Here is a 25,198-nt window from a genome sequence, read left to right as displayed (position 1 = left end):
GTCCCGCTCCCGTTCCCGGCGCCGGCGAGTGGAAACCTTGTCGGCTCCGTCGAGGTTGATGCTCCCACCACATGGGTCGCCGCGCAAGCGCTGAAAAGCGATGCAGCGCCACATAGATGCGCGGGAGCCGAGAGCTCAGGCGAGCCGAGGCGAGCCGGCGCCGCTCCACTCGATCCAGCGACCGTGGAAATCGGCGCGGCCGAGCGCAAAGCTTTCGCCGTCTGGCCAGAGCGTCAGCGTGAGCGCGGCGGAGCGCGTATCGCCGTCGGCTTCCATTTGCAGCCGCGCCAGCGGCGCCTCACGGCGCGCTGCGGCGCCCGCCGCCTCGAGAGCGGCAGTGGCGCGGCGCTTGGTCTCGAGCGGCAAATATTGCCAGACGACCGTGTGATAGACGAAGCGCGCGACATTCGGGGTCGGGGGAGCGGCGAGTCGCGCTGCGAGCCAATCGCCGGCGTCGGCGCGCGCGACGCGCTCGCGATGCAGAGCGGCGAGGGCGAGCGCTGTCTCCATGCGCGTGAGACGTTCGCTCTGATCCGGCCAGACATAGGCGAGCAGCCGCGCGCGATGCTCGGCGTCGCCGGGATCGAGCGGATCGACGTCGCAGCCGGCGCGCGAAACGATCTTCAAAGGCGCGTCGAGCGACGGCGCCGCGCCGCGCCAATCGCAGGCGAGGCGAAGAGGCGCGGCAGCATCGCCGACAGCGCCGACGCCAAGATCATATCCATAGCGATCGAAATGCAGATTGAGGCCGGCGCTGGCGCCGATCTCGAACGTCTCCAACGGCAGGCCCGTCGCCGCGGCGACGATCAGCGCGCCGCCCAAAATGACGCTGGAGCGCCCTGTTTCATTGGTCTGCGGCGGGCGATCGAGAAAGCCCGCCAAAAAATCATCATGCGCCTCTATCGCGCGGGTGATCTCGCGCGCGAGCCGCGCTTCGTCGAGCGCATGGGGCGGATAGGCGGCGGCGAGCCACGGCGCTTTTCCCGATCGCGCCAGAAAATGCAGCGCGCCGCAAGCGCGCAGCGCCAGCGCATCGGCCTTGGCGCGCGAACCCCAAGATGAAATTCTGCGGCCGAAGGCGCTGCGCTCGTCGAGCCCGGCGGCGAGCGCCTCGCAGAGCGCGGCGGTGAAGGGCGAGGCGAGATCGCGGCACGCCTTCGCTTGAAAATCAAAGGCGTCGGCGATCTCATCGGGCAGGCGGGAGTGGCGTTTCATCATCGCTCGAAGCTTTTTCTCGCAATTTCGGACAGAATCCGCCCGGCTTCCACTCGCGGCCGAACCGCGTTACTAAGGCCGCTTCTCTAGCAAGGAGCCTTCATGCGGCCGAGCAAACGCGCGCCAGACGAAATGCGTCCCGTCAGCTTCGAACGGGGCGTCGCCCGCTACGCCGAGGGCTCGTGCCTCGTCAAATTCGGCAACACGCATGTCCTATGCGCCGCGACGCTCGAGGACAAGCCGCCGCCGTGGCTGCGCGGGCAGGGGCGGGGCTGGGTGACGGCGGAATACGCCATGCTGCCGCGCGCCACCCATACGCGCACGCGCCGCGAGTCGACATCCGGCAAGCCCTCCGGCCGCACGCAGGAGATTCAGCGCCTCATCGGCCGCTCGCTGCGCGCCGTCACCAATCTGCCGGCGCTCGGCGAGCGTCAGATCGTCGTCGATTGCGATGTCATCCAGGCGGACGGCGGCACGCGCACAGCCTCCATCACCGGCGCCTGGCTGGCGCTGCATGATTGCTTCCAATGGATGCGCTCGCGCTCCATCATCAAGGACAATCCGCTGCGCGATCATGTCGCCGCCGTCTCCTGCGGCGTCTGCAATGGCGCTCCGGTGATCGATCTCGATTACACGGAGGACTCGACCGCCGAGACCGACGCCAATTTCGTCATCACCGGCTCGGGCGGGCTCGTCGAGGTGCAGGCGACGGCGGAAGTCGCCGTCTTCTCCGAGGACAATCTCGGCTCCATGCTGACGCTGGCGCGCGGCGGCGTCGAGCAGCTCGTGCAATTGCAGAAGGCGGCGCTGGCGTGACGCGCAGAATCGAAGGTCGTCTCGTCATCGCGACGCATAATCCCGGCAAGCTCTGGGAGCTGCGTCAGCTGCTCGAGCCGCATGGCGTCGACGCCGTTTCCGCCGGCGAGCTCGGCGTCGCCGAGCCGGAGGAGACGGAGACGACCTTCGCCGGCAATGCGCTTTTGAAAGCGCGCGCCTCCTGCGCGGCGACCGGCCTGCCGGCCTTCGCCGACGACTCGGGTCTCTGCGTCGATTCGTTGGATGGCGCGCCGGGCGTCTATTCGGCGCGCTGGGGCGGCGACAATCGCGACTTCGCCGCCGCCATCCGCCGCGTCGAGCGCGAGCTGAATGAGCGCGGCGCGACGGCGCCTTTCGCCGCGCATTTCATCTGCGCGCTCGCCATCGTCTGGCCGGACGGCCATACGGAAGAGTTCGAGGGGCGCGTCGATGGCGTGCTGGTGTTTCCGCCGCGCGGCGAGAAGGGCTTCGGCTATGATCCGATCTTTCTGCCGGACGGATTGGAGCGCACCTTCGGCGAGATGATGTCGGCAGAAAAGCATGCGCTGCCCGGCGACGGCTCGCGCGCGCTGTCGCATCGCGCCCGCGCCTTTCAGGCTCTGGCGCGGGCCTGCCTCGCCTGACGCGGAAAGACCCTGCGCGCTGCAGCGGGTAGGGGCTTCGCGAAGGGCGCGCGCGAGCTTTGCGCGCGTCAGTGCTTCTGATGCGAGCCGCCGCCGCTCTTGCCGCCCTTGTGGCCGGCTTCCGAGGCGAGGCCCTTGTCCTTGGAGAAGCTGCGCTCTTCCGCGGAAGCGCTCTCGCCGCCCTTGCGGCCGGCTTCCGAGGCGAGCTCCCTGTCCTTGGAGAAGCTGCGCTCCTCGGCCGGCACGCTGTGGCCGCCCTTGCGCCCGGCCTCCGCCGCCAGCTCCCTATCCTTGGAGAAGCTGCGCTCCTCGGCTGGGACATTATGGCCGCCCTTGCGTCCCGCCTCGGCCGCCAGCCCCCTGTCTTTGGAGAAGCTGCGCTCCTCGGCCGGCACGCTCTGGCCGCCCTTGCGCGCGATCTCATGCTGCTTGGCTTCGTCCATGGAGGCGAAGCCGCGTTTGGAGGTCTCGTGTGACTCGGTTCTGGGCATGGAAGCCTCCGTTCGACGTCTGTCCGCCGACAACAATGGCGTCGATCCAAGGTTCCATCGCATTTTGAAGAGATTTGAGCGGAGCGGCGAGGCCGCCGTTCGCGCCGAAGCTCCGACAAAAGCGGGCGCATCAGCGCAATAAAATCTCCACCCGCCGGTTCTCCGCCCGGCTCGCAAGATCATCGCTTGCGACGATGGGCTGCTCGTCGCCGACGCCGGCGCTGGTCAGCCGCTCGCGCGAGACGCCGATGCGGCGCAGATAGTCGAAGACCGCGCGAGCGCGACGCTGCGACAAGTCGCGCTTGTCCTCGGGCGAGCCGACCGAATCCGAATGGCCGCGCAGCTCGAGCGCCGCCTCCGGGCATTGTTTCAGCGCGCCGGCGAGCCGCGCGAGGAATTTCTCCGCCCCCGCGCCGAGCGCGACGCTCTTGGCCGAGAAGCGGATTTTCTCCGAGGCGGCGAGCGCCGCCAGCGCCGCGCGGCACGGCGATGTCTCGGCGGCGGCCGCGGGCGGCGGCAGGCTCGGCCCTTCCGGCGCCGGCAGCGTCGGATCATTGGGGCTGTTCCAAACCAGCGTCGCGGACGGCGGCGGCGCGGCGGGGGACGCAGAGCGCTCGGCCGAACGGCCTTCGGCGATCTTGTCCTTGCGGCTTTTTTTAAGGGGCGGCGCTGCGACCGTCGCGGGCCGCGCGGCCGAGGCGGCGGCGGTGCGCTCCAGCTCGCGCTCGGCCCAGACGGCTGCGGCGGCGCGATGGGCGTCCTGCTCGGCGGAGGCGGCGCCGAGCGCCTCCTCGCGCTGGGCGGCGGCCTCCGGCGAGAGGGAGTCGACGCGCCAGACTACCCGCACGCCGGCGGCGCTCGCCAGCCGCTCGGCCAGCGCCCGATGGCCGGAAGCGTCGGCGGGCAGAAAGACGTCGCGGCCGCTGACCTCGAAATTCAGAGGGTCGCCGCCCTCCCGCTGCACCAGCGAGCCGAGGCGATGCCCCAGCGCATCCTCGAGGCTCTTGGCCGCCTCGCTATTGGCGAGAATGGCGATGACGGCGACCACGCCGGCGCCGATGCGCCAGCCCGGATGATCGCGCGCGATCGGCCCCGACCACAGCGCGACCGCGCCGAGCCCGGCCAGAAAGGCGACGTAGAGCGCGAACACGCCTTCGAGATAGAGCGCGAAACGGCCGAGCGCGGCCTTGGCGAGAATAGCGGCCAGGCACAGCGTCAAGGCGAGCAGAAAATCTCCCTCGCGCAGGAGCGAAGGATCGTCGCCCGCGCGGCGCAGGCTGGCGAGGCCGGAGAGGGCGCCGACGAGGAAAGCGCTGGCGAGCCAAAGTCCATAGAAGCTGAGGAAATAGGTCATGTGTCGAGAATCGTCGGCTGGAGCGAGCGACCGGAGCCGACGTGTGACGGCGAGCAGAATCGCCGCGGCTCGCCCGGCAATTAACGTCGAATCGGCTCGTTTCAAGCTTTCGGCGAGACCGTCGCCTTTCGCGGCGCGGGCGTGGCGAGAGGAAGAGGACGAGACTGAGGCTCGGTGATGGAAATCGAAGCGCGAGACATGCAACGAAAGCTCGGCAAATTCATGCATATTCTGGCGTAATATCGGTTTTTACTTAGTGAAGAACCCTCGCGCAATGGGCGTCAAATGCTATATTTTAGAAAATACCCGTAATTTCCAGGAACCTAGATGAACGTCCACGCCGCGCACGCGCTGAAGGCCACCGTCACGCTGACAGGAGCGAATTGTGACCAGCTGAGGCCGTCTGGAATAAAAGGGCTGGGAGATGTCCCCTGGGGGGCGCATCTCTGCCAGTTCTATGACAGCGACGCCGAGCTGCTGGATATATTGGTCCCTTATTTCGCCGCCGGCCTGGCGTCGAATGAATTCTGCATGTGGATCACCTCGGAGACCATCAGCCGGAGCCGGGCAATCGAGGCGCTGCAGCAGGCGGTTCCACATCTGCCGCGCCTCCTCGACGAAGGGCGGATGCAAATTCTCGACTTCCGCGAGTGGTACAAGCTCACCGACAATTTCGACTCCAGCCGTGTGTGCCTCGGCTGGAGCGGCAGATATGAGGCGGCTTTGGCGCGCGGCTTCGAGGGGATGCGCATCTCCGGCGACACCTCCTGGCTGAACGAGGACGAATGGGACGATTTCGTTCACTATGAGGATCGGGTCGATCCCCTTGTCGGCTCCTCGCGCATCATCGCGCTCTGCACCTATTCGGTCTCGGCTTGCGACACGACGAAGACCTGCGAGGTCTTGTCCAGTCACGATTGCGCGCTGGTGCGGCGGGGCGGCCATTGGAAAGCGATCGAGAGCTATGGCCGCCGGCGCGCCGAACAGGCGCTTCGCGAGAGCGAGGTCAGGCTTCGCGCCACGATCGGGAGCGCCAATGACGGAATCATCACGGTCGACGAGAGCGGCGAGGTGACGTTGGCCAATCCGGCCGCGGCGGCGATGTTCGGCTATTCGCTGGAGGAGCTGCTCGGCGAGAGCATCGGCCTGCTGCTCGAGCGCGGTCGCGGTTCGCGCCAACGTCGGGCGGCCGATCTCTTGAAGATCGCCGATCGCGGCTATTTCGGCAGACGGCGCGAATTCGGCTGGCGCCACAAGGACGGCTCGATGGTGCCCGTCGAATGCGCTGTCAGCGAGATCGAGCTCGATCGTCCTCGCCGGCTTTTCGTGATCTGTCTGCAAGATCTGACGGAGCGCCGCCGAGCCGAAGCGCGAATTCGCGAGCTGCACAGCGACCGGCTGCTCGCTATGGGCGGCATGGCGACGGCGCTGGCTCACGAGATCAATCAGCCGCTGACCGCGACGGCCGCCTATCTGAACGCCGCAAGGCGCACCATCTCGAAAGTGAGCGACGGCCGTGCGCGAGACGCCGAGGAGGCGCTGGAGCGGGCCTGCGGCCAGGTCCTGCGCGCCGGCGGCATCATCCGCCACATGCGCGAGTTCATCGCGCGCAGCGAGCCGAACAAGACGCGCGAGCGTCTCCACGATCTGATCGCGGCCGCCTGCGAGCTGACCTCCGCGACAGCGAGCCACGCTGACGTTCGGCTCGTCCTCGATCTGCGGGCCGAGCGAGACACGGTCATCGGAGACGCCGTCCAGCTGAAGCAGGTGATCGTCAATCTCGTCCGCAATGCGATCGAGGCGCTGCGCGCGGCCGGGGTCCGGCGGCTCACGATCTCCACGGCGGCGGTCGATGCGGGCATGATCCGCATCGACGTCGCCGACACCGGGCCAGGCCTGTCCGAAACGTCGAGAGCGCGACTGTTCGAGCCATTCAAGACGACCAAGACTCATGGGCTGGGAGTCGGCCTCGCTCTGTCGCGCTCGATCATCGAGGCCCATTATGGGACGATCTGGGCGGAGCCGAACGACGGCGGCGGGACCGTGCTCCGCTTCACCCTGCCCTTGGCGGAGTAGGCGGCCTCGCTTCATGGTCGGGACAGCGTGACCTTCTGAGCCTGGCGTGGCATAAAGCCCCCATGGCTGCGACGATTCGAAACGCGTTCGACCCGGGCTTCGGCGTCTATGTGCACTGGCCGTTCTGCCTGTCGAAGTGCCCCTATTGCGACTTCAACAGCCACGTCCGCAAGGGCGAGGTCGATGAAGATCGCTTTGTGGACGCCTTTCGCACGGAGATCGCCCATCGCGCCGCGCTGGCGCCGGGACGCGAAGTGCGCTCGGTGTTCTTCGGCGGCGGCACGCCCTCGCTGATGCTCCCATCCACGCTGGAGGCGATCCTCCGGGCGATCGCCGATCATTGGCCGATGGCCGCCGATTGCGAGGTCACGCTCGAGGCCAACCCCACCAGCGTCGAGGCTTCGCGCTTCCGCAGCTTCAAGGCGGCCGGCGTCAATCGCGCCTCGCTCGGCGTGCAGGCGCTCAACGACATAGAATTGCGGGCGCTCGGCCGTCAGCATTCGGTGGCGGAGGCGCTCGCCGCGCTCGATGTCGCCAATAAGATTTTCGAGCGCACCTCGTTCGATCTCATCTACGCCCGTCCGCAGCAGACGCCGGCGGCCTGGCGCAAGGAGCTCGAGCTCGCTCTGGGGCGCGTGACGGAGCATGTCTCGCTCTATCAGCTGACCATAGAGCCGGAGACGATGTTCGAGCGCATGGCGGACGCCGGCAAGCTCGATCTGCCGGACGTCGACACGCAGCGCGCGCTATGGGACGTCACGCAGGAAGTGACCGCCCGCGCCGGCCTGCCGGCGTACGAGGTCTCCAACCACGCGCGGCCCGGCTCGGAATGCCGGCACAATCTCGTCTATTGGCGCTATGGCGAATATGCCGGCGTCGGCCCCGGCGCGCATGGGCGGCTCATCACGCCGCGCGGCCGCCGCGCTCAGGCGACCGAGAAGCATCCGGAAATGTGGCTCACCTGCGTCGAGACGGAGGGCCATGGCCTCGTCGAGGACGATCTGCTCTCCGCGGAGCAGGAGGGCGACGAGTTTCTGCTGATGGGCCTGCGCCTGCGCGAGGGCATAGATCCGGCGCGCTTCTTCGCCCTCACCGGCAAGAAGCTGTCGCAGTCGCGCGTCGCCGAGCTGATCGGCGACGGGCTCGTGGAGCTGACCCGCGACGATCGCATCCGCGTGAGCTCGGAAGGGTTTCCCGTGCTCGACGCGGTGGTGGCCGATCTCGCGGCGTGACGCCGCGCCGCCTCAATAGAGCTTCACCAGCAGGCTGCCGCCGAAGCTGCGCGGCTGATTGGTGAAGGCCATCGTCGCCGGCGTCGTCGCCGTGCCCGGCGTCCAGCCATTCGTGTTGGGGCCGGCGTTGGTGATCTCACGGCGGTCGAGAAGATTCTTCACCCAGAAGGACAGGCTCCAACGCTCGTCGTCGGTTCGCAGACCGAGGCCGGCGTTGATCAGCGTGAACGGCGACTGCCAATAGGTGTTGGTCGAGACCGGGCTCGTGAAGAGAATCTTGTCCGACCAGCTCGCATTGACATAGCCGAAGGCGGTGACCGGCTGCTTGCCCCATTCGCCCAATTCGGCGAAGGCGGCGCCGAGCGGCTGCTCGTAATTGGCGCCGAGGTTGAAGGCCCAGATCGGCAAATTCTCCCAGCGCGTGTTCGATCGGGAGATGGTGAGCGGCGCTCGGACTCCGTTGATATTGGTCGTCCATATCCAGTCTGCCGGCGGCGCTGCGTTGTCCCAATCGACATAGCGCGCCTCGGTGAATGCGCCCGAGGCGTTGATCCACAATCTCTCGATCGGATTCCAGCGTCCGTTCACTTCGACGCCCTTCAGTCGGACATGCGGGATCGAGCCGAGATAGGTCGCGCGGATCGGCGTGCCGGTGGCGTCGACGTAGCTCGTGTCGGTCTGATTGGCCTGGAAATTATAGAGATCGTTCCAGTAGAAGTTCACATTGGCGATGAGCTTGCCGTCGAGCCAATTGGTCTTGGCGCCGATCTCATAGTCCCAAGAGACCTCGCGCTTCGTCAAAATCGGCTGGAATCCTTTGAAGGCGTTGGTCGAATCATAGATCGGCAGGGCGAAATTGATGGCGGCGGCCTTCTCGCCGCGCCCGACGAGCCCATAGAACAAGATATTGTCGTTGTAGCGATAGGAGGGGTTGAAGATTCCAGTCAGCAGATTGGCGCCTTTCGACGTTCCGCCGGTGTCGAAGAATTGCTGTGTCGAGGTCGCCCCGCGCACGGCGTTGGCCAATTGCTGCAAGGTGAAATTGCCGCTGAGATAGCCGGGCTGTATCCAGCCGAAATTCGAGCCCTCCTTCACCTCATAGCCGTTGCGCAGACCGAAGGTGAGCGCGAGCTGCTCGTCGACGTGATAGGTGGCCTGCCCATAGGCGGCGCCGTTGATCGTCAGCGCCTTGCCGTCCGTATGATAATCGACGCCCCAGAGCAGCCCCTTGCTCGTCGTCGGCGTGCCGAACCATTGCGCGGCGTCCGAGCCATATTCCGTCTCGCTATAGTTGAAGACCTTCTCATAGAGGCCGAAGAGTCCGACGGTCCATTCGAGCGGCTGATCCTTGGGCGAGGAGAGGCGGAACTCCTGCGAAAATTGATCGGTCCATTGATTGGTGTGGCCGTCGCTGACGTCGATCAGCTGATTGCCGGTATTATTGTAGGGCAGCAGGCGGAACTCGCCCCAGGCGGAGATCGAGGTGAATGTGTTCTCGCCGAGCTGCCAGTTCAATTCGTTCGAGACGGTGATCGTGCGCGAGCTCAGTGTGCCGAGATGCGTGTAATAGGGCTTGTAGCGATCGAAGGTCAGAATCTGCTTGCCGAGCCGCCGGAACACGGTCGTCGCATAATTGGTCGCGATCGTGCCGTTGGCGAATATCTGCAGTGAGTTGGAGAAGGGGCCGTTGTTGTTGTTGTTGTATTCCGCGGAGCGCGCATAGCTGAAGATCAGCCTGTCCGTCACATCCTCGCCGACGTAATATAATTGCCCGCGCGCGCCCCACCGGTTGGCGTTGGAAATGCCCGCGCCCGTGACCTGGTCTTTCACAAAGCCATTGTCCTTGTCGTAGAAAAAGGTGACGCGATAAGCGAGCTTCTCGTCGATGATCGGCCCGGTCACATTCAGCTTCTCGATGAGATGCGTGTGATTGCCGAAGGAGGTCTCGAATGTCGCCTTGCGCTCGAAGGAGGGCAGCTGCGTGCGCACGATGATGTTGCCGACTGTGGTGTTCTTGCCGCCGGCGGTTCCCTGCGGTCCGAGGCCGAGCTCGAAATTCTCGATCTCGACGAAATCGGACCATTGGAAGCCGACGGCCTTCCAGAACACATTGTCGATGATGAAGCCGGTGTCGTTCTCCGAGCCATTGCCGGTGCCGGCGCCCTGGCCGACGCCGCGAATGGCGGGGCGGGACGTCTGCGGGTTGGAGACGTTCGGACGATAATTGGGAACGAGCTGGGAAAAGTCCGATAGCCGCTCCAAATGCTCGGTCTGCGCCTTCGGGCCGCTGATGAAATCGCCCGAGCGCGGCGTCTTGACGAGGACTTTCTCCTCCTGACGCGTCAGTCCTGCCTCATTGACCTCGGCGCCGACGCGCACGTCCTGGATTTGCGCAGTTTCCGGCGCCGCTTGGGCCAGCGCGGCGTCGCGTGAGGCGGAAGCCGCGAGAATGAGAGCGAGAACGAGCTTGGAAGCCTCGAGCGATGGACTGCGTCCGACAAGCCGCTTAGGATGCATTACTGCCTCTAACATACTAGGAAAATGGTATTTTGGCGCCTGCCGAGCAGCGCAACTGCGTAGTTCTACCTAGAATATAGCCACAGTCTCGGCTGTGCCGCAATAATTAATCTAGATGTGGGATATACTTACGCGATAGCCTAGCTGGGCCACGGCAGCTCGCCGTCGCCGCGATGGAGCGCCTCGGCCTCTGGCGTGAAGGCGCCGTCGGCGCCATGCAGAATCAGCGGCGGGTAGAGCGCCAGCGGCGCCTTCGAGCCTTTGACGCCGCGCAGCAGAATGCGCGTCGCCGCTTCGCCCTCGCGCGGTGAGATCGGCAATAGCGCGAGCGCGCCGAGCCGCGCGCCGACGCCGGCGAGGCACTCCTGCAACGCGTCGGCGCGATGGATCATGACGAAGAGCCCGCCCGAGCGCAGCAAGGCGAGACAGGCGCGCAGCCAGGGCTCGAGCCCCGCCGCGCTCATATGAGCGAGGGCGCGACGCGGATCGGGCGAGACGCGTGTGCGGCCCGGCGTGAGATAGGGCGGATTGGTGAGAAGGATCTCGGCGCTCTCATTCTCGAGCCCGCCGGCCCGACGCGCCGCGATCGAGAGGAGATCGGCCTCGTGGACGCATATGCGCGCCGCGAGCGCGTTGTCCGCGATATTCTCGCGGGCCAGCGCGCAAGTCTCCGGATCGATCTCGACGAGGCCGAGCGTGGCGGCGGGCGCGCGCAGCGCTGCGGCGAGGCCGACGGCTCCAGTGCCCGCGCCAATGTCGAGAATGAGACCGCGCGTCTGCGCCGGCGTCGCCGCCGCGAGAAGGACGGCGTCGGTTCCGGCCCGATGGCCGCGCGGCATTTGGCGCAGACGCAAGCGTCCCCCGAGAAAGGCGGCGGCCTCCGACCGTTTCTCCTTTGTGTTCGGGGGAACGTTCATTCGCGGGAAACGTTCATCGCACTGAAAAAATGTCACAGCTTCTCGCATCGAGCAAGCTCTCGCATCGAGCAATCGGCTTCCGCTCTTTTGGAAACGCCCTGAACGTTCTGGCGATGCGGCTGGAGGTCGGTCGCGTCGTCGTCGAGGAGGAGATGCGATGAAATCGATGAACGCCACGATCCGTTTTCTCGCCGCAGGGGCGATCTTGTCGGCCTTTGCCGAAATCGGCGCGCCGGCGCCCGCGCTCGCGCAATCGGGCGCTTTCTCCTGCGACCAGCTCTGGCGAGAACGCAACGCCATCTATGCGCGCGCCGGGCATTGCTTCCAGACCACGCGCGGGCGCTCGGCTTTCGGCGGGGGCTGCTTTCCGCCCTATGGCCGGCTGAGCGGCGCCGAAGCCCGACGGGTTCGGCAGCTCCAGTCCTTGGAGCGCCGGAACGGGTGCTGAATTCTCACGCAGAACAGTGTCGGATCGGCCAGGGGAGGGCGCGCCCTCCCCGGCTTGCCGCGCGCGCTCCGAAGCCTTAAGTTCGCCCCAGCATTCCAAGACAAGCCAAAGGGGTCTACGTGGGCATCGTCATACCGCTGGAGGAAAAGGAAAAGAAGTCCGCCGGCCTCGATAATCTCCTTTCGCTGATCGGCCCCGACCTGCATCGCGTCAATCAGCTGATTCTGCAGCGCACCGGCTCCGACGTGACGACCATCCCCGAGGTCGCCAATCATCTCATCTCTGCGGGCGGCAAGCGCCTGCGGCCGATGCTCGTGCTCGCTACTGCGGGCATGTGCGGCTATGAGGGCGACGGCCATATCAAATTCGCCGCCGGCATCGAGTTCATGCATACGGCCACTCTGCTGCACGACGATGTCGTCGACGAGAGCGACATGCGCCGCGGCAAGATCGCCGCGCGAATGCTGTGGGGCAATGAGACCTGCGTTCTGGTCGGCGATTTTCTGCTCGGCCACGCCTTCAAGATGATGGTGGAGCCCGGCGTGCTCTCCTGCCTCTCCGTCGTGTCGCAGGCCGCCGCCGTCATCGCCGAGGGCGAGATTCTCCAGCTCAACGCCGCCAAGGACACGCAGACGACGGAAGACGCCTATATGGCGGTCATCCGCTCCAAGACGGCGGAGCTGTTCGCCGCCGCGGCCGAGGTCGGCCCCATGCTCACCGGCCGCTCCAAGGCGGACGAAGCCGCTTGCCGCAGCTATGGCATGAATCTCGGAATCGCCTTCCAACTCATCGACGACGCGCTGGATTACGGCGGACAATCCTCCAAGCTCGGCAAGAATGTCGGCGATGATTTCCGCGAGGGCAAGATCACGCTTCCCGTCGTGCTCGCCTTCCGTCGCGGCACTGAGACCGAGCGCGAATTCTGGCGCCGCACGCTGGAGAAGGGCGAGATCAACGACGGCGACGTCGAGGCCGCCTGCGCGCTGATGAAAAAGCACGACGCCATCAAGGACACGGTCGAGCGGGCGAGCCATTACGGCGCCATCGCGCGCGACGCGCTGGAGATTTTCCCGGCCTCGCCGTGGAAGTCGGCGCTGCTCGAGGTCGTCGATTTCTGCGTCGAGCGCGCCTATTGACTTGACGCGAAAACGCCCCGCAGGCGAATGCCGTGCGGGGCGTCGAGGGGGCGCTTTAGAGGATTGGCCGAGGGAAGGCCTCAGTCGTGCTCGGGACCGCCGTGCGGGCCGCCCCATTCATGGCCGTGATGCGGGCCTTTGGCGATCGTATGCAGCAGAATGGCGAAGCGGCGCTTCTGGGCGTCGTCCAGGCTGTCGAAGAGCGGCTTGGCCGCCTCGGCGAGCTTCTCCGACTCGGCGGCGCGCGCATGCAGCGCCTTGGAGTGCAGCTGCAAGCCTTCGATCACGCTGCGATGCTCGTGGATGTCCTTGATCTTGTCCTTGGCCTCGGCGAAGCGGGCGGCGCGCGCCTTGGCGATGTCGCGCAGCGAGGCTTCCACCGCCGGCCAGTTCTTCTCCTGGGCGGGCGTGAGCTTCAAGCCGGCCTTCAGAGCGGCGATCTTGGCGTCGGTGAAGGCGGCATGATCCTCCGGCGAGAATTGGTGATGATGATGCTCGCCGGGAGCCGGCTCTGCAAAGACTCCGCCCGAGAGCGGAAGGGCGAGAGCGACCACGGCGACGGCGGCGAGGAGATGTTTCTTCATGAGCGTTCACCTGGGAGAATGGGTGGACTTGACGCTTAGACAATTCGTTCTCGGCGGCCGAAAAGCAACTTAATGTTTGGTAATGTCCAGCCTCAGAAATCTTTTGTTTACATAAGCTTTTACGTATTCGACCGGATAGTGGCGGCGCAGCGCGTCGCGTCTCGATCACAGAGGAGACAAAAGAGTGAGCGCATTCACCGCCATACGCATCGACAAGGACGAGGCCGGCTATCGCGCAGCCTATGCCGAGCTGGGCGAGAGTGAGCTGATGGAGGGGGACGTCGACGTCGCGGTTACGCATAGCACGGTCAATTACAAGGACGGCCTCGCCGTCACCGGCAAGGCGCCGGTGGTGCGGCGCTTTCCGATGATTCCCGGCGTCGATTTCGCGGGCGTCGTCACGCGCTCGAGCCACCCCGATTTCCGGCCGGGCGAGCAGGTGATCGCCGGCGGCTGCGGGCTCGGCGAGCAGCATTACGGCGGCTTCTCGCAGCGTGCGCGGGTCAGCGGCGATTGGCTGGTGCATTTGCCGCAAGGACTGACGCCGCATCAGGCGATGGCGATCGGCAGCGCCGGCTACACGGCCATGCTCTGCGTGATGGCGCTGGAGCGACAGGGGCTCGAGCCCTCGCGCGGGCCGGTGGTGGTGACGGGCGCGGCGGGCGGCGTCGGCTCCGTGGCGGTGGCGCTGCTGGCGGCGCTGGGATGGCGGGTCGTCGCATCCACTGGACGTCCCGAGGAAGAAGCCTATCTGAAAGATCTGGGCGCGTCGGAGATCGTCGATCGCGCCGAGCTCTCCACCCCCGGCAAACCGTTGCAGAAGCAGCGTTTCGCTGGCGGCGTCGATACGGTGGGCTCGGTGACGCTCGCCAATGTTCTGGCGCAGACCTCGATCGACGGCGTCGTCGCGGCCTGCGGCAATGCGCAGGGAATGGAGCTGCCGACGACTGTCGCGCCGTTCATCCTGCGCGGCGTTTCGCTCATCGGCGTCGAAAGCGTTCGGCCCAGCCTGCCCTTGCGGCGCGTGGGCTGGGAGCGTCTGGCGCGCGATCTCGACAAAGGTTTGCTCGCCAGAATGACGGAGACGGCGCCTTTCGCGCAGGCGCTAGAGCGCGCGCGATCGATCGTCGCCGGCAAGATCAGGGGCCGGCTGGTGATCGAGATCGGCTGACGCGCAGCGGCGTCGAACAGGACATGATGATATGAGCAGCGCTTTCACCAAAGAGCAGGACGACGACGAGCTCCGCCAGGAGCTGCCCGATCGTCCCATCAGCCCGCATCGCAATCTCGTGACGCCGGAGGGCCTCGCCATGATCGAGGCGGAGCTGGCGCGGCTGCACGACGAGCTGGAGGCGGCGCAGGCGCGGGACGACAAGGGCGCCGTTGCGCTGGCGGCGCGCGATCTGCGCTATTGGTCGGCGCGGCGGGCCACGGCGGAGGTCGTGCGGCCGATCGCCGATCACGAGCTGGCGCGCTTTGGCCATCGCATCGTCATAGAGGACGAGACCGGCAAGCGTCAGAGCTTTCGCCTGGTGGGCGAGGACGAGGCCGATCCCGCCAAAGGGCTCATTCCCTATGTCGCGCCGCTCGCCAAGGCGCTGCTCGGCAAGAGCGTCGGCGATGGCGTCGAGGTGATCCACCACAGCGCCAAAATCGTCGAGATCGGCTGACTCTCCGGCGAGGAACCGCGCGGCGACCGCGCGGTTCGTTTTTGCGTCAGGCCGCTTTCTTGACCGCGGGCTTGGCCTGCGGCTTGGCTTTCTCGGCGGCGGGCTCGGCGGCCTGCTTGCGCGCCGGAGGCTGCTCCTGCTTGGCCACGACCTTCTCCGCCTTGGCGGCGGGCGCGACCTTCTCGGGCGCTTTGGCGGCGACCTTGGCCGCGGGCTTCGCCTCCGCCTTGGCCTCGACCTTGGGTTCTGTTTTGACTGGCTTCGCCTCGACCTTGGCGGGAGCTTCCGCCTTCGGCTCCGGCTTGGCGACCGCCGCGGGCGTGAAGCCCTTCTTGAGGCGGCGCTTCACCGACTGCCACAATTCGCGCATCTCCTGGGCGGCGACGCCTTCGGGATTGAGCTCGCAGACGCCGAGGCCGAGGCGAGCCGCCTCCTGATAATCGACGCGCGCCGAGACCATGGGGGAGAGCAGCGCGCCGATCGACTGCAGCGCTTGCGCGCCCTGGTCGACGCGGGCGTTCTGCTGCGCGGGCGGGCATTGGTTGAGAAGAAAGGCGTAATCCTTCTTCTTGTCCTTGATGCTGGCGCGGGTCAGCTCGCAGGCCCAGAGGTCGAAGACATTGGGACGCGCGGGGATGATGCAGAGATCGGCGACGCGAATGGCGGCGTCCGAATATTCGCTGTCGGCGCCGGGCGCGTCGATGACGACGAGAGTCACGCCCTTTTTCTCGAGCGCCGCCAGCGCCTTGCCGAGCTTGGCCGGCGGCACATGCTCGACCGGAACGTCGGTCGCCTCACGCGCCCTCGACCATTTGACCAATGATTGAAGCGGATCCAAATCGATAATGAAAACGCGCTCGCCTGCGCTACTGGCGGCGACGGCGATGCTGCTGGCGAGCGTGCTCTTTCCGGCGCCGCCCTTCTGCGTGACGAATGCGATAGTGCGCATGCTGATCGACCTGTGTTTGAAAGTTGGGCTCCTACGCCGCCAGGACGCCACGATAGAACAGGGGGGTCGGTAGAATTTTACAGAATCGTAATAGCCTGGGAATGGTTAACCGCTGGTTAAACGAGCCCCGGCAAAGGTAAAGGTTCGGAAACTACGAACAACGGACTGGGTCGGGCGCGCTCGCCGGCGATCCGCTATAAAGGCGTCCCATGAGTGATTTGTTCGCCGCCGCCGGGCTCGATCGCAATGCGCCGCATCCGCTGGCCGACCGCCTGCGTCCGCAGCGGCTGGAGGAGGTCGCCGGCCAGGACCATCTCGTCGGCCCGGACGGGGCGCTGACGCGCGCGATCCGCTCCGGCTCGATCGGCTCGCTGATCTTCTGGGGGCCGCCCGGCACCGGCAAGACGACGGTGGCGCGCCTTCTCGCCCATGAGACCGATCTCTCCTTCGTGCAGATTTCGGCGATCTTCACCGGCGTCGCCGATTTGAAGAAGACCTTCGAGGCCGCGCGCGCCCGCCGCGCCATGGGGCAGGGCACGCTGCTCTTCGTCGACGAGATTCACCGATTCAACCGCGGCCAGCAGGATTCCTTCCTGCCGGTGATGGAGGACGGCTCTGTCACGCTGATCGGCGCGACGACGGAAAACCCCTCCTTCGAGCTCAACGCCGCGCTCTTGTCGCGCGCCCGCGTTCTGACCTTCAAATCGCTGGGCGCCGAGGCGATCGAGAAGCTGCTGCAGCGCGCCGAGCAGGCCGAGGGCAAGCCCCTGCCGCTGGACGCGGATGCGCGCGCCGCTCTCGTTGCGATGGCCGATGGCGATGGCCGCGCCTCTCTGACCCTCGCCGAGGATGTCTGGCGCGCGGCGGGGGAGGGCGAGGTCTTCGATCGCGCCCGGCTCGCCGAGATCGTGCAGCGGCGCGCGCCCATCTACGACAAGGCGCAGGAAGGCCATTACAATCTCATCAGCGCGCTGCACAAATGCGTGCGCGGCTCCGACCCGGACGCCGCCCTCTATTATTTCGCGCGAATGCTGGTCGCCGGGGAGGACCCGCTGTTCCTGGCGAGGCGAATCGTCCGCATGGCGGTGGAGGATATCGGCCTCGCCGATCCACAGGCGCTGGTCGTCGCCAACGCCGCCAAGGACGCCTATGATTTTCTCGGCAGCCCGGAGGGCGAACTGGCCCTCGCGCAGGCCGTTCTCTATGTGGCCAGCGCGCCCAAATCCAACGCGGGATACGTCGCCTATAAGGCGGCCCGCCGCCTCGCCGAGGAGAGCGGCTCGCCCATGCCGCCCAAGACCATCCTCAACGCGCCGACCAAATTGATGAAGAGCGAAGGCTATGGCGAGGGCTATCGCTACGATCACGACGAGCCGGACGCTTTTTCCGGCCAGGATTATTGGCCGGAGGCGCTCGGCCGTCAGAGCTTCTACCGGCCGGTGGAGCGCGGCTTCGAGCGCGAGATCGCCAAGCGCCTCGACTATTGGGAGCGGCTGCGGCGCGAGCGGCGCGGCGGCTGACGGCGCGCGAGCGACGCGATTCCAATGCACGCAAGTCATTGAAGAAGATTCGGCTTCGCGCGTCGAATCGTCGCTGCGACATGCCGTATGCGCAACGAATGCTTGTCGCCGCGCCTCTCATCTTTGACAGATTCCTTGGCTCGACGGCGCGACGCATCGTGGCGAGGCCGCTGACGGGCCTCTCGCCAATGGCTCTGCAGCGATCAAAATTTGAATTATAACATTGATTTTACATTATAAATTCGACAATGGCGGCGGTGCGTCGATTCGCCTTTCGTCCGCAATTCGTTCGCCGAGTCAATCGTCTAATTTCGAGAAGCGAGTATTTACTGTCGCTCATTTGTCACAGTGTGAATAAAAATGCTTTAGAGCCCAGCAGGCGGAGCGTTGAGCGTTGACGTAGCTTTGCGCCGAGGCGTAGTACGCGCTGGATCGGCAACACCGAGCGGCTGCTCGGACTATTCGGCGTCGGGGGGCGCCGGTCACGACGGCCGCATTGATCGAGTGAGGAAATCCATGAAGACATTTTCCACTGTCAGCGCGCTGGCGCTGGCTCTCGCCGCGGCTCCGGCTTTCGCCGCCGACCTTCCGTCGACCAAGGGCGCGCCGGCTTTTGTCGCTCCCCTCGCTCCCGCCTTCAGCTGGACCGGCCTCTACGCCGGCGTGAACATCGGCTACGGCTTTAACGCCGGGGGCAACGCCACTGGATCGCTCTTCTCGCCGCTCGCGACTCCGAGCGTCTCCGTTTGGAGCCTCGGCCAGAACCTCGAGGGCGTCACCGGCGGCGGCCAGATCGGCTATAACTATCAGGTCAATCCCTGGCTCGTGGTCGGTCTCGAGGCCGACTTTCAGGGATCCGACATCAACTCGAGCTCCAGCGCCTTCGTGAAGGGCTTCTTCCTCGGTGACGTCACCGGGATTTCCTCGACGAGCAGCCTCAACTGGTGGGGCACGGTCCGTGGCCGCGTCGGCGTCACGCTGCCGTCGGTGCCGAACGTGCTGGTCTACGGCACCGGCGGCTTTGCTTACGGCGAGGTCGACAAGTCCGTCAGCGTCGTGAACTTCCCCATCCCGCCGGCCGGCTCGTCCCAGTTCGGCCGCTCGGCGTTCAGCCAGACCGCGACGGGCTGGACGGCCGGCGGCGGCGTCGAGTGGGCGCCCGCCGCCTTTCCGGGATGGTCGGTCAAGGTCGAATATCTCTACACCGACCTCGGCGCGACGAATCAGTCCTTCGGCAGCTCCGCCATCGGTGTCGGCGTTCCCTTCGTCGCCGCCCACGCCTCGCCGACCCAGTTCCACACGGTACGCGCCGGCCTGAACTATCGCCTGAACCTGTTCGGCGCCGCGTCCGCCCCGGTTATCGCGAAATATTGAGGTCTCCGCCGCTCGGAGAGAGGCGCCCGGCGCGTGTCGCCGGGCGTTCTCGTTTTTCGGGCGCCGGCGCGCTCGAGACTTGGGCGCGGCGCCCGCTTTTCCGACGCGCCGGCGTGGACGCGGCCGGCCGTACGGGTTAAAGAAGTCTCGAGATGCGACTGCGAGACTTGGCCCATATCCTCCGCCGATTGGCGGCGTCCGATGTCGTTCCCGCCGACGCGGGGGGGCGGCCGCCGAGCTTCATTCCAGTTTGGAGCACTTCTAATTCGGGGCGCTCGCGCGCTCTGCGGCTCGTCGCCGCGCTGCTGGCGAGCGCCATGCTCGGCTCGCTGTTTCCGCAAATTTCCGCGCCGATTCGCGCTCTGCTCGGCGCTGGCGAGAAAGCCGCCGAGGCCGACGCCAAGGGCGTCGATGGCCTCGTCAAGCTGACGGCCGAGCAGATCGCCGCCGCCAAGATCGCCACGGTCGCCGCCGTCCCCGGCGTGCTGACGCGCGATGTGGCGGCGCCCGCCGTCGTCTCTGTCGATCCCGACCGCATCGGCCGCGTCGCCGCCAAGGTCGTCGGCGCGGTCGCCGAATTGCGCAAGAGGCTCGGCGATCCGGTCGAAAAAGGCGAGGTGATCGCCATCATAGAGAGTCGCGAGGTCGCCGACGCCAAGAGCGAATATCTCGCCGCCAAAGTGGGCCTCGATCTGCAATCGGCGCTGTTCCAGCGCGAGAAGGGGCTCTTCGACAAGAAGATCTCCGCCGAGCAGAATTTCCTGAAAGCCCGCGGCGCCTATGAGGAGGCGCGGCTCCGAGTCGAGCTGGCGCGGCAGAAGCTCGCCGCGCTCGATCTCTCGGAAGGCGAGATCGCCGCTCTCGCCGGCCAGCCGGTCGGCGAATTGCGCCGCAAGGAGATTCGTGCGCCCATCGCCGGCAAGGTGATCGAGCGCCGCTCCGATCTCGGCCAGCCGGTCGGCGGCGATGCGCAGATCTATGTCGTCGCCGATCTTTCGACCGTCTTCGCCGATGTCGCCGTCGCCATCGCCGATCTTCCCTCCGTGCGCGAGGGGCAGAGCGTGCGCCTCTCGCATGACGGCGAGGAGGAGGCCGAGGGCCACATCGTCTTCATCGGCCCCATGCTCGACCATGAGACGCATTCGGGCCGCGCCGTCGCGTCTTTCGCCAATGCGGATTTCGCGCTTCGTCCCGGCACGGCGATGACGGCGCGCATCACCCTCGAGGAGAAGAATGTGCGCCTGCGCCTGCCGCGCTCGGCGCTGCTCACATTCGAGGGCGAGACGGTCGTCTTCGTGCGCACGCCGGAAGGCTTCGTGAAGCGCAAGGTGGAGACGGGCGCGAGCGACAATGAGGCGATCGAGATCGTCGCGGGTCTCGAGGAGGGGGAGCAGATCGCCGCGACCAATGTCTTCGTGCTGAAGGCGGAGCTCGGCAAGTCACGGCTCGAAGGGTTGGACTGACCGCCCGCCTCGTCGATGACGGCGGCGCGCGACGGGAAATGTGTGACAATAGATGATCGAGCGTTGCATCGCCTTTTCGGTCCGCCAGCGCTGGCTCATCGCGCTGCTGACTCTGCTCGCCTGCCTCATCGGCGCCGCCTCGCTCGATCGCCTGCCGATCGACGCCGTGCCGGACATCACCAATAATCAGGTGCAGATCAACGCCATCGCGCCGGCGCTGTCGCCGACCGAGGTCGAGAAGCAGATCACCTTCCCCATAGAGAATGCGATCGCGGGCATTCCGGGCCTCGAATATACGCGCTCGCTCTCGCGCAACGGCTTCTCGCAGGTGACGGCCGTCTTCGCCGAGAAGCTCGACATTTATTTCGCGCGTCAGCAGGTGAACGAGCGGCTCGCGGAAGCGAAGGAGAATTTCCCCGTCGGCGTCGAGGCGCGCATGGGGCCGATCGCGACCGGCCTCAGCGAAATCTATATGTGGGCGATCCGCTATGCGCCGAAGACGCCGGGCCGCAAATATCTGGACGGCGAGCCGGGCTGGCAGAATGACGGCTCCTATCTGACGCCGGACGGACAACTCCTGCGCAGCGAGCTCGAGCGCTCGGCCTATCTGCGCACCGTGCAGGATTGGATCGTCAAGCCGCAGCTCAAAGTGGTGCCAAATATAGCGAGCATCGATTCGCTGGGCGGCTTCGTGAAGCAGTTCGACGTGCGGCCGGATGCGATGAAGCTCTATTCGCTCGGCCTCTCCTTCGGCGATGTCGCCACCGCGCTCGAGCGCAATAATCAGAGCCGCGGCGCCGGCTATATAGAGCGCAATGGCGAAGGCTATGTGGTGCGCAGCGGCGGCCGTTTGGAGACGATGGACGATATAGAGCGCGTCGTCGTCTCGACGCGCAATGGCGTGCCTTTGCGCGTGAAGGACATTGCCGAGGTCGGCGTCGGCCGCGAGATGCGCGTCGGCAGCGCCAGCATGGATGGTGAGGAGGTCGTCATCGGCACGGCGCTGATGCTGATCGGCGGCAACAGCCGCTCGGTCTCCGCCGCCGTCGGCGCCAAGCTCGACGTCATAAGGGCGTCGCTGCCGCCGGGGATAGAGGCGAAGACGATCCTCGACCGCACCGTGCTCGTCGACGCGACGATCCGCACGGTCGCCTCCAATCTCGCCGAGGGCGCGCTGCTGGTCATCGTCGTGCTGTTTCTGCTGCTCGGCAATTTCCGCGCGGCGCTCATCACCGCGCTGGTCATTCCCGTCACCATGCTGCTGCTCGCCACCGGCATGGTCTATGGCCGCATCAGCGCCAATCTCATGAGCATGGGCGCGCTGGATTTCGGCCTCATCGCCGATGGCGCGGTGATCATCGCCGAGAACAGCCTGCGTCATCTCTTCGAGCGGCGCCATGCGCTCGGCCGCGCGCTCTCGCTCGAGGATCGGCTGCAGACGGTCATCGCCTCCGCCGTGGAGATGATCCGCCCCACCGTCTATGGGCAGGCGATCATCATTCTCGTCTATGTGCCTCTGCTGTCCTTCTCCGGCGTCGAAGGCAAGATGTTCCATCCCATGGCGCTGACGGTGATATTGGCGCTCGCCGCCGCCTTTATTCTCTCGCTCACCTTCGTGCCGGCGATGATCGCCATTCTCGTCTCCGGCCGCATCGAGGAGAGCGAGAACAAATTCATCGCTTCATTGAAGCGCGCCTATCTGCCGCGCTTGCAGAGCGCCATTGCGGCGCCGCGCCGGCCCATCGCCATAGGCGCCGGCGCTTTTCTGCTGGCGCTGCTGCTCGCCTCGCGCCTCGGCCAGGAGTTCATCCCGACGCTGGACGAGAAAAACCTCGCCATGCAGGCGGGCCGCATTCCGAGCGCCTCGCTCACCCAGTCGCAGGCGATGCAGAACGAGGTCGAGAACGCCATTCATCGCGCGCCCGAGGTCGCCTATGTCTTCTCCAAGACCGGCACGGCGGAGGCGGCGACCGACCCCATGCCGCCCAATCTCACCGACACCTATATTTTCTTGAAGCCGCGCGAGGGCTGGGCCGATCCCAAGCTCCCCAAGGAGGAGCTGATCCGCCGCATCGGCGCGAAGGTCTCCGAGCTTCCCGGCAATCTCTATGAATTCTCGCAGCCGATACAGCTGCGCTTCAACGAGCTGCTGGCCGGCGTGCGCGGCGACATAGCGGTGAAAGTGTTCGGCGAAGAATTCGATTCGATGGCCAAGGAGGCGGAGCAGATCGCCGGCGTGCTGCGCGGCGTCTCCGGCGCCGAGGATGTGAAGGTCGAGCAGATCGCGGGCCTGCCCTTCCTCGAGATCAAGATCGACAAGACCGAGATCGCGCATCTCGGCCTCAGCGTCGCGGAAGTGCAGGACGTCATCGGCGCCGCTGTCGGCGGCCAGCGCGCCGGCGTCGTCTTCGAGGGCGATCGGCGTTTTCCCATCATCGTGCGTCTGAAGGACGAGTTGCGCCACGACATTCGCGCGCTCGAAAATCTTCCCGTCTCCGTGCGCGGGCATGACACGGGGCAGACGCGCACCGTGCCGCTGAAGCAGGTCGCCTCCTTCTCCTTTCATGAGGGGCCGAACCAGATCTCGCGCGAGAATGGCAAGCGCCGCGTCGTCGTCACCGCCAATGTGCGCGGCCGCGACATCGCCTCCGTCGTCGCCGACGCGCAGGACAGGGTGAGAGCGAAAGTCACGCTCGCCGCCGGCGATTGGCTCTCCTGGGGCGGACAGTTCGAGAATCTCGCCGCCGCGCGGCAAAAGCTCGTGCTCGTCGTGCCGCTGTGCTTTTTCCTCATCTTCCTCTTGCTCTATTCGGCGCTGGGCACGGCGCGTGATGCGCTCATCGTGTTCAGCGCCGTGCCTTTGGCGCTGTCCGGCGGCGTCGCCGCGCTCTGGCTGCGCGGAATGCCCATGTCGGTCTCCGCCGCTGTCGGCTTCATCGCGCTCTCCGGCGTCGCCGTGCTCAATGGCCTCGTCATGCGCAGCTATATTCTGCAGCTGGTGCAGCAGGGCCGCGCGCCGCGCGACGCCATTGTCGAAGGCGCGATGACGCGCCTGCGTCCTGTCGCCATGACCGCGCTCGTCGCCTCGCTCGGCTTTCTGCCCATGGCCTTCGCCACAGGGACGGGCGCGGAAGTGCAAAAGCCCATAGCGACGGTCGTCATCGGCGGTCTGGTCAGCGCGACGGTGCTCACGCTTTTCGTGCTGCCGGCGCTCTATGCGCTGTTCGGCCGCGATGAGGCAGTCGTCGCGGCGGAGGAGGATGTCGTCGCCGAGCCGCGAGGCGCCGACGCATGAGAGCCGTTTCCGTCTTCGCTCTCGGGCTCGCGCTGCTGACGCCCGCCGTCGCTTCGGCGGAAACGCTCGCTAGCGCGCTGGCGCGCGCCTATGAGCTCAATCCGACCATCAATTCCGCACGCGCAGGACAGCGCGCCAATGACGAGAATGTGCCGCGCGCGCTCGCGCAATTTCGCCCCAGCGTGAGGACAGACGCCTTTCTCGGCGTCGAGCGGCGCCGCTCGGTGCAGAAGTCCTTCGAATACGACAATGGCAATTACCTCGATCCGATATGGGTCGAGAGCATTCAGAACAATCGCGGCGGCGGGCCGCCGCGTTCCGCCGTGCTCAGCGTCGAGCAGCCCTTGTTCGACGGCTTTCGCACGCAGAACGCCGCGCTCGCCGCGCAGACCAATGTGCATGGGGGACGCGAGCGGCTGCGGCTCATGGAGCAGCGGGTGCTGTTCGAGGCCGTCTCCGTCTATATGAACGTGCTGCGCGACACCGCTGCGCTGCGCTTGCAGCAGAACCATGTTTCCGTGCTCGAGGAGCAGCTGCGCCAGACCAAGGAGCGCTATGCGGCCGGCGAGATCACGCCGACCGATATTGCGCAAGCCGAGGCGCGCCTCTCCGCCGGCCGCTCGCAAGCCGCGACGGCGCGCGCCGAGCTCGACGCCGGCCTCGCGCGCTATGCGCAGATCATGGGCGCGGAGGCGAAGCGTCTCGCGCCGGCCGAGCCGATCGATCGCCTGCTGCCGAAATCGCGCGAAGCGGCGGAGCGCATCGCGCTCGCCGAGCATCCGGTGGTGCGCGCGGCGCAGCATGACGCCGAGGCCGCCGATCTCGACATAAGGGTGATCGAGAGCGATTTCCTGCCCAGCCTCTCCATGGTCGGCAAGGTCTACACCGAGTCCGATATCGACGGCCGCGGCAATCGCGCCGTCGGCGCGCAACTGCTCGGCAAATTATCGGTGCCGATCTATTCGGGCGGCGGGACGTCGGCGCGGCTGCGCCAGGCGAAAGAGACGGCGGGACAGAAGAAATTCGACGTCGACGCCGCGCGCGCCGAGCTGATGGCGCTGACGCGCGCCAATTGGGGAGGGCTGCAGGCCGCCAAGGCGCAGATCGCCGCCGCCAGCGCGCAGATCGCCGCCGCCGAGCGCGCGCTCGAGGGCGTGCGCGAGGAGGCCAAGGCCGGCAAGCGCACCACGCTGGAGATTTTGAACGCGCAGCAGGAGCTGCTCGGCGCGCGGCTGGCGCTGGTGGTCGCGCAGCGCGACCGCGTCGTCGCTTCCTACGCCGTGCTGGCGGCGATGGGCCGATTGTCGGCGCAGCAGCTCGGCCTCTCCGTCGCCGCCTATGACGCTTCCGCGCATTTCGATGCCGTCAAGGATTCCTGGGGCGGAATCGAAACGCCCGGCGGCCGCTGAGAGCGACGCCGGGCGGTTTTGAATTCGTGGCGCGGGATGCGAGCCTGAAGGCTCGCGGTCCGATCCGCGCCCTGGACCGCGAGCCTTCAGGCTCGCAAATCCATTTCTC

Annotated in this window: 21 protein-coding genes; 14 read left to right on the top strand and 7 right to left on the bottom strand. The window is 66.3% G+C overall.

Features of this window, described 5'->3' with window-relative positions; genetic code table 11:
- Positions 1 to 135: 135 nt before the first annotated feature.
- Positions 136 to 1,215 (bottom strand): DUF2332 domain-containing protein, encoded by a 1,080-nt coding sequence (locus K369_RS12665; RefSeq protein WP_051949523.1) that lies wholly within the window; start codon positions 1,213 to 1,215, stop codon positions 136 to 138.
- A 102-nt stretch (positions 1,216 to 1,317) separates the two neighbouring features.
- Between K369_RS12665 and rph the strand changes: the two genes are divergently transcribed.
- A complete protein-coding gene (gene rph / locus K369_RS12660) occupies positions 1,318 to 2,031 on the top strand; it encodes a ribonuclease PH (protein WP_036291641.1) in 714 nt (237 codons plus the stop codon).
- Positions 2,028 to 2,654 (top strand): RdgB/HAM1 family non-canonical purine NTP pyrophosphatase, encoded by a 627-nt coding sequence (gene rdgB / locus K369_RS12655; protein ID WP_036291639.1) that lies wholly within the window; start codon positions 2,028 to 2,030, stop codon positions 2,652 to 2,654. The genes rph and rdgB overlap by 4 nt, the downstream gene beginning before the upstream one ends.
- A gap of 68 nt (positions 2,655 to 2,722) precedes the next feature.
- On the opposite strand, the gene K369_RS27975 is transcribed toward rdgB, so the two are convergent.
- Together K369_RS27975 and K369_RS12645 are read right to left on the bottom strand one after the other, a co-directional pair.
- Entirely contained in the window at positions 2,723 to 3,145 is a 423-nt protein-coding gene (locus K369_RS27975; RefSeq protein WP_084570661.1) for a general stress protein, read from the bottom strand.
- A gap of 130 nt (positions 3,146 to 3,275) precedes the next feature.
- Positions 3,276 to 4,499: an OmpA family protein gene (locus K369_RS12645; protein WP_036291637.1), complete on the bottom strand. Its 1,224-nt coding sequence runs from the start codon at positions 4,497 to 4,499 to the stop codon at positions 3,276 to 3,278.
- 327 nt (positions 4,500 to 4,826) lie between these two features.
- Between K369_RS12645 and K369_RS24700 the strand changes: the two genes are divergently transcribed.
- Both K369_RS24700 and hemW read left to right on the top strand, forming a co-directional pair.
- Positions 4,827 to 6,575 carry an MEDS domain-containing protein gene (locus K369_RS24700; protein WP_051949259.1) on the top strand — a complete coding sequence of 583 codons (1,749 nt, stop codon included), beginning with the start codon at positions 4,827 to 4,829 and terminating at the stop codon, positions 6,573 to 6,575.
- A gap of 62 nt (positions 6,576 to 6,637) precedes the next feature.
- Positions 6,638 to 7,807, top strand: a complete 1,170-nt coding sequence (gene hemW / locus K369_RS12635) for a radical SAM family heme chaperone HemW (RefSeq protein WP_018266227.1) — start codon at positions 6,638 to 6,640, stop codon at positions 7,805 to 7,807.
- 12 nt (positions 7,808 to 7,819) lie between these two features.
- On the opposite strand, the gene K369_RS12630 is transcribed toward hemW, so the two are convergent.
- Positions 7,820 to 10,324 carry a TonB-dependent receptor gene (locus K369_RS12630; protein ID WP_036291635.1) on the bottom strand — a complete coding sequence of 835 codons (2,505 nt, stop codon included), beginning with the start codon at positions 10,322 to 10,324 and terminating at the stop codon, positions 7,820 to 7,822.
- Positions 10,325 to 10,464: 140 nt separating this feature from the next.
- The gene (locus K369_RS12625) at positions 10,465 to 11,241 is read right to left on the bottom strand and encodes a tRNA1(Val) (adenine(37)-N6)-methyltransferase (RefSeq protein ID WP_036291633.1); all 777 of its coding nucleotides are present in this window, start codon (positions 11,239 to 11,241) and stop codon (positions 10,465 to 10,467) included.
- A gap of 29 nt (positions 11,242 to 11,270) precedes the next feature.
- On the opposite strand from K369_RS12625, the gene K369_RS27970 reads away from it, so the two are divergent.
- From K369_RS27970 to K369_RS12615, 3 genes are all read left to right on the top strand, one after another.
- Positions 11,271 to 11,402 (top strand): hypothetical protein, encoded by a 132-nt coding sequence (locus tag K369_RS27970; protein ID WP_256380990.1) that lies wholly within the window; start codon positions 11,271 to 11,273, stop codon positions 11,400 to 11,402.
- Positions 11,399 to 11,689, top strand: a complete 291-nt coding sequence (locus K369_RS12620) for a YARHG domain-containing protein (protein ID WP_051949258.1) — start codon at positions 11,399 to 11,401, stop codon at positions 11,687 to 11,689. Before K369_RS27970 ends, K369_RS12620 begins: the two co-directional genes overlap by 4 nt.
- 125 nt (positions 11,690 to 11,814) lie before the next feature.
- A complete protein-coding gene (locus tag K369_RS12615; RefSeq protein ID WP_371033323.1) occupies positions 11,815 to 12,825 on the top strand; it encodes a polyprenyl synthetase family protein in 1,011 nt (336 codons plus the stop codon).
- Between the two features lie 80 nt (positions 12,826 to 12,905).
- Here K369_RS12615 and K369_RS12610 read toward each other — a convergent pair whose 3' ends face one another.
- Positions 12,906 to 13,409, bottom strand: coding sequence for a Spy/CpxP family protein refolding chaperone (locus K369_RS12610; protein ID WP_036291630.1), 504 nt, complete (start codon positions 13,407 to 13,409; stop codon positions 12,906 to 12,908).
- A 184-nt stretch (positions 13,410 to 13,593) separates the two neighbouring features.
- Between K369_RS12610 and K369_RS12605 the strand changes: the two genes are divergently transcribed.
- Together K369_RS12605 and greA are read left to right on the top strand one after the other, a co-directional pair.
- Positions 13,594 to 14,580: an MDR family oxidoreductase gene (locus K369_RS12605; protein ID WP_036291628.1), complete on the top strand. Its 987-nt coding sequence runs from the start codon at positions 13,594 to 13,596 to the stop codon at positions 14,578 to 14,580.
- 31 nt (positions 14,581 to 14,611) lie between these two features.
- Positions 14,612 to 15,079 carry a transcription elongation factor GreA gene (greA, locus tag K369_RS12600; protein WP_036291626.1) on the top strand — a complete coding sequence of 156 codons (468 nt, stop codon included), beginning with the start codon at positions 14,612 to 14,614 and terminating at the stop codon, positions 15,077 to 15,079.
- 46 nt (positions 15,080 to 15,125) lie between these two features.
- Here the strand turns inward: greA and K369_RS12595 are convergent, their stop codons facing one another.
- The gene (locus K369_RS12595) at positions 15,126 to 16,028 is read right to left on the bottom strand and encodes a division plane positioning ATPase MipZ (protein WP_036291623.1); all 903 of its coding nucleotides are present in this window, start codon (positions 16,026 to 16,028) and stop codon (positions 15,126 to 15,128) included.
- A gap of 209 nt (positions 16,029 to 16,237) precedes the next feature.
- Here K369_RS12595 and K369_RS12590 point away from each other — a divergent pair, with 209 nt between their 5' ends.
- The 5 genes from K369_RS12590 (at position 16,238) to K369_RS12560 (ending at position 25,089) form a co-directional block, all read left to right on the top strand.
- A complete protein-coding gene (locus K369_RS12590) occupies positions 16,238 to 17,548 on the top strand; it encodes a replication-associated recombination protein A (protein ID WP_036291621.1) in 1,311 nt (436 codons plus the stop codon).
- 516 nt (positions 17,549 to 18,064) lie between these two features.
- Positions 18,065 to 18,922, top strand: a complete 858-nt coding sequence (locus K369_RS12580; protein WP_036291617.1) for an outer membrane protein — start codon at positions 18,065 to 18,067, stop codon at positions 18,920 to 18,922.
- Positions 18,923 to 19,074: 152 nt separating this feature from the next.
- Entirely contained in the window at positions 19,075 to 20,385 is a 1,311-nt protein-coding gene (locus tag K369_RS12570; RefSeq protein ID WP_245278185.1) for an efflux RND transporter periplasmic adaptor subunit, read from the top strand.
- A gap of 52 nt (positions 20,386 to 20,437) precedes the next feature.
- Positions 20,438 to 23,680, top strand: coding sequence for an efflux RND transporter permease subunit (locus K369_RS12565; RefSeq protein ID WP_036291613.1), 3,243 nt, complete (start codon positions 20,438 to 20,440; stop codon positions 23,678 to 23,680).
- Positions 23,677 to 25,089, top strand: a complete 1,413-nt coding sequence (locus K369_RS12560; RefSeq protein WP_036291611.1) for a TolC family outer membrane protein — start codon at positions 23,677 to 23,679, stop codon at positions 25,087 to 25,089. The genes K369_RS12565 and K369_RS12560 overlap by 4 nt, the downstream gene beginning before the upstream one ends.
- Positions 25,090 to 25,198: the final 109 nt, after the last annotated feature.

The sequence above is a fragment of the Methylosinus sp. PW1 genome (assembly GCF_000745215.1).
Classification (GTDB): Bacteria; Pseudomonadota; Alphaproteobacteria; order Rhizobiales; family Beijerinckiaceae; genus Methylosinus.
Note: the sequence above shows the minus strand (reverse complement) of the source record. Positions and strands in the feature narration are given on the sequence as shown.

Coding starts and splice junctions, on each gene's coding strand:
- K369_RS12610 (WP_036291630.1), bottom strand. CDS start 13,409: ATGAAGAAACATCTCCTCGCCGCCGTCGCCGTGGTCGCTCTCGCCCTT.
- K369_RS12590 (WP_036291621.1), top strand. CDS start 16,238: ATGAGTGATTTGTTCGCCGCCGCCGGGCTCGATCGCAATGCGCCGCAT.
- K369_RS12630 (WP_036291635.1), bottom strand. CDS start 10,324: ATGCATCCTAAGCGGCTTGTCGGACGCAGTCCATCGCTCGAGGCTTCC.
- K369_RS12625 (WP_036291633.1), bottom strand. CDS start 11,241: ATGAACGTTCCCCCGAACACAAAGGAGAAACGGTCGGAGGCCGCCGCC.
- K369_RS12565 (WP_036291613.1), top strand. CDS start 20,438: ATGATCGAGCGTTGCATCGCCTTTTCGGTCCGCCAGCGCTGGCTCATC.
- K369_RS12595 (WP_036291623.1), bottom strand. CDS start 16,028: ATGCGCACTATCGCATTCGTCACGCAGAAGGGCGGCGCCGGAAAGAGC.
- hemW (WP_018266227.1), top strand. CDS start 6,638: ATGGCTGCGACGATTCGAAACGCGTTCGACCCGGGCTTCGGCGTCTAT.
- K369_RS12580 (WP_036291617.1), top strand. CDS start 18,065: ATGAAGACATTTTCCACTGTCAGCGCGCTGGCGCTGGCTCTCGCCGCG.
- K369_RS12645 (WP_036291637.1), bottom strand. CDS start 4,499: ATGACCTATTTCCTCAGCTTCTATGGACTTTGGCTCGCCAGCGCTTTC.
- K369_RS12620 (WP_051949258.1), top strand. CDS start 11,399: ATGAAATCGATGAACGCCACGATCCGTTTTCTCGCCGCAGGGGCGATC.
- rph (WP_036291641.1), top strand. CDS start 1,318: ATGCGGCCGAGCAAACGCGCGCCAGACGAAATGCGTCCCGTCAGCTTC.
- K369_RS12560 (WP_036291611.1), top strand. CDS start 23,677: ATGAGAGCCGTTTCCGTCTTCGCTCTCGGGCTCGCGCTGCTGACGCCC.
- K369_RS24700 (WP_051949259.1), top strand. CDS start 4,827: ATGAACGTCCACGCCGCGCACGCGCTGAAGGCCACCGTCACGCTGACA.
- K369_RS12665 (WP_051949523.1), bottom strand. CDS start 1,215: ATGAAACGCCACTCCCGCCTGCCCGATGAGATCGCCGACGCCTTTGAT.
- K369_RS12570 (WP_245278185.1), top strand. CDS start 19,075: ATGCGACTGCGAGACTTGGCCCATATCCTCCGCCGATTGGCGGCGTCC.
- K369_RS27970 (WP_256380990.1), top strand. CDS start 11,271: ATGTCACAGCTTCTCGCATCGAGCAAGCTCTCGCATCGAGCAATCGGC.
- K369_RS27975 (WP_084570661.1), bottom strand. CDS start 3,145: ATGCCCAGAACCGAGTCACACGAGACCTCCAAACGCGGCTTCGCCTCC.
- greA (WP_036291626.1), top strand. CDS start 14,612: ATGAGCAGCGCTTTCACCAAAGAGCAGGACGACGACGAGCTCCGCCAG.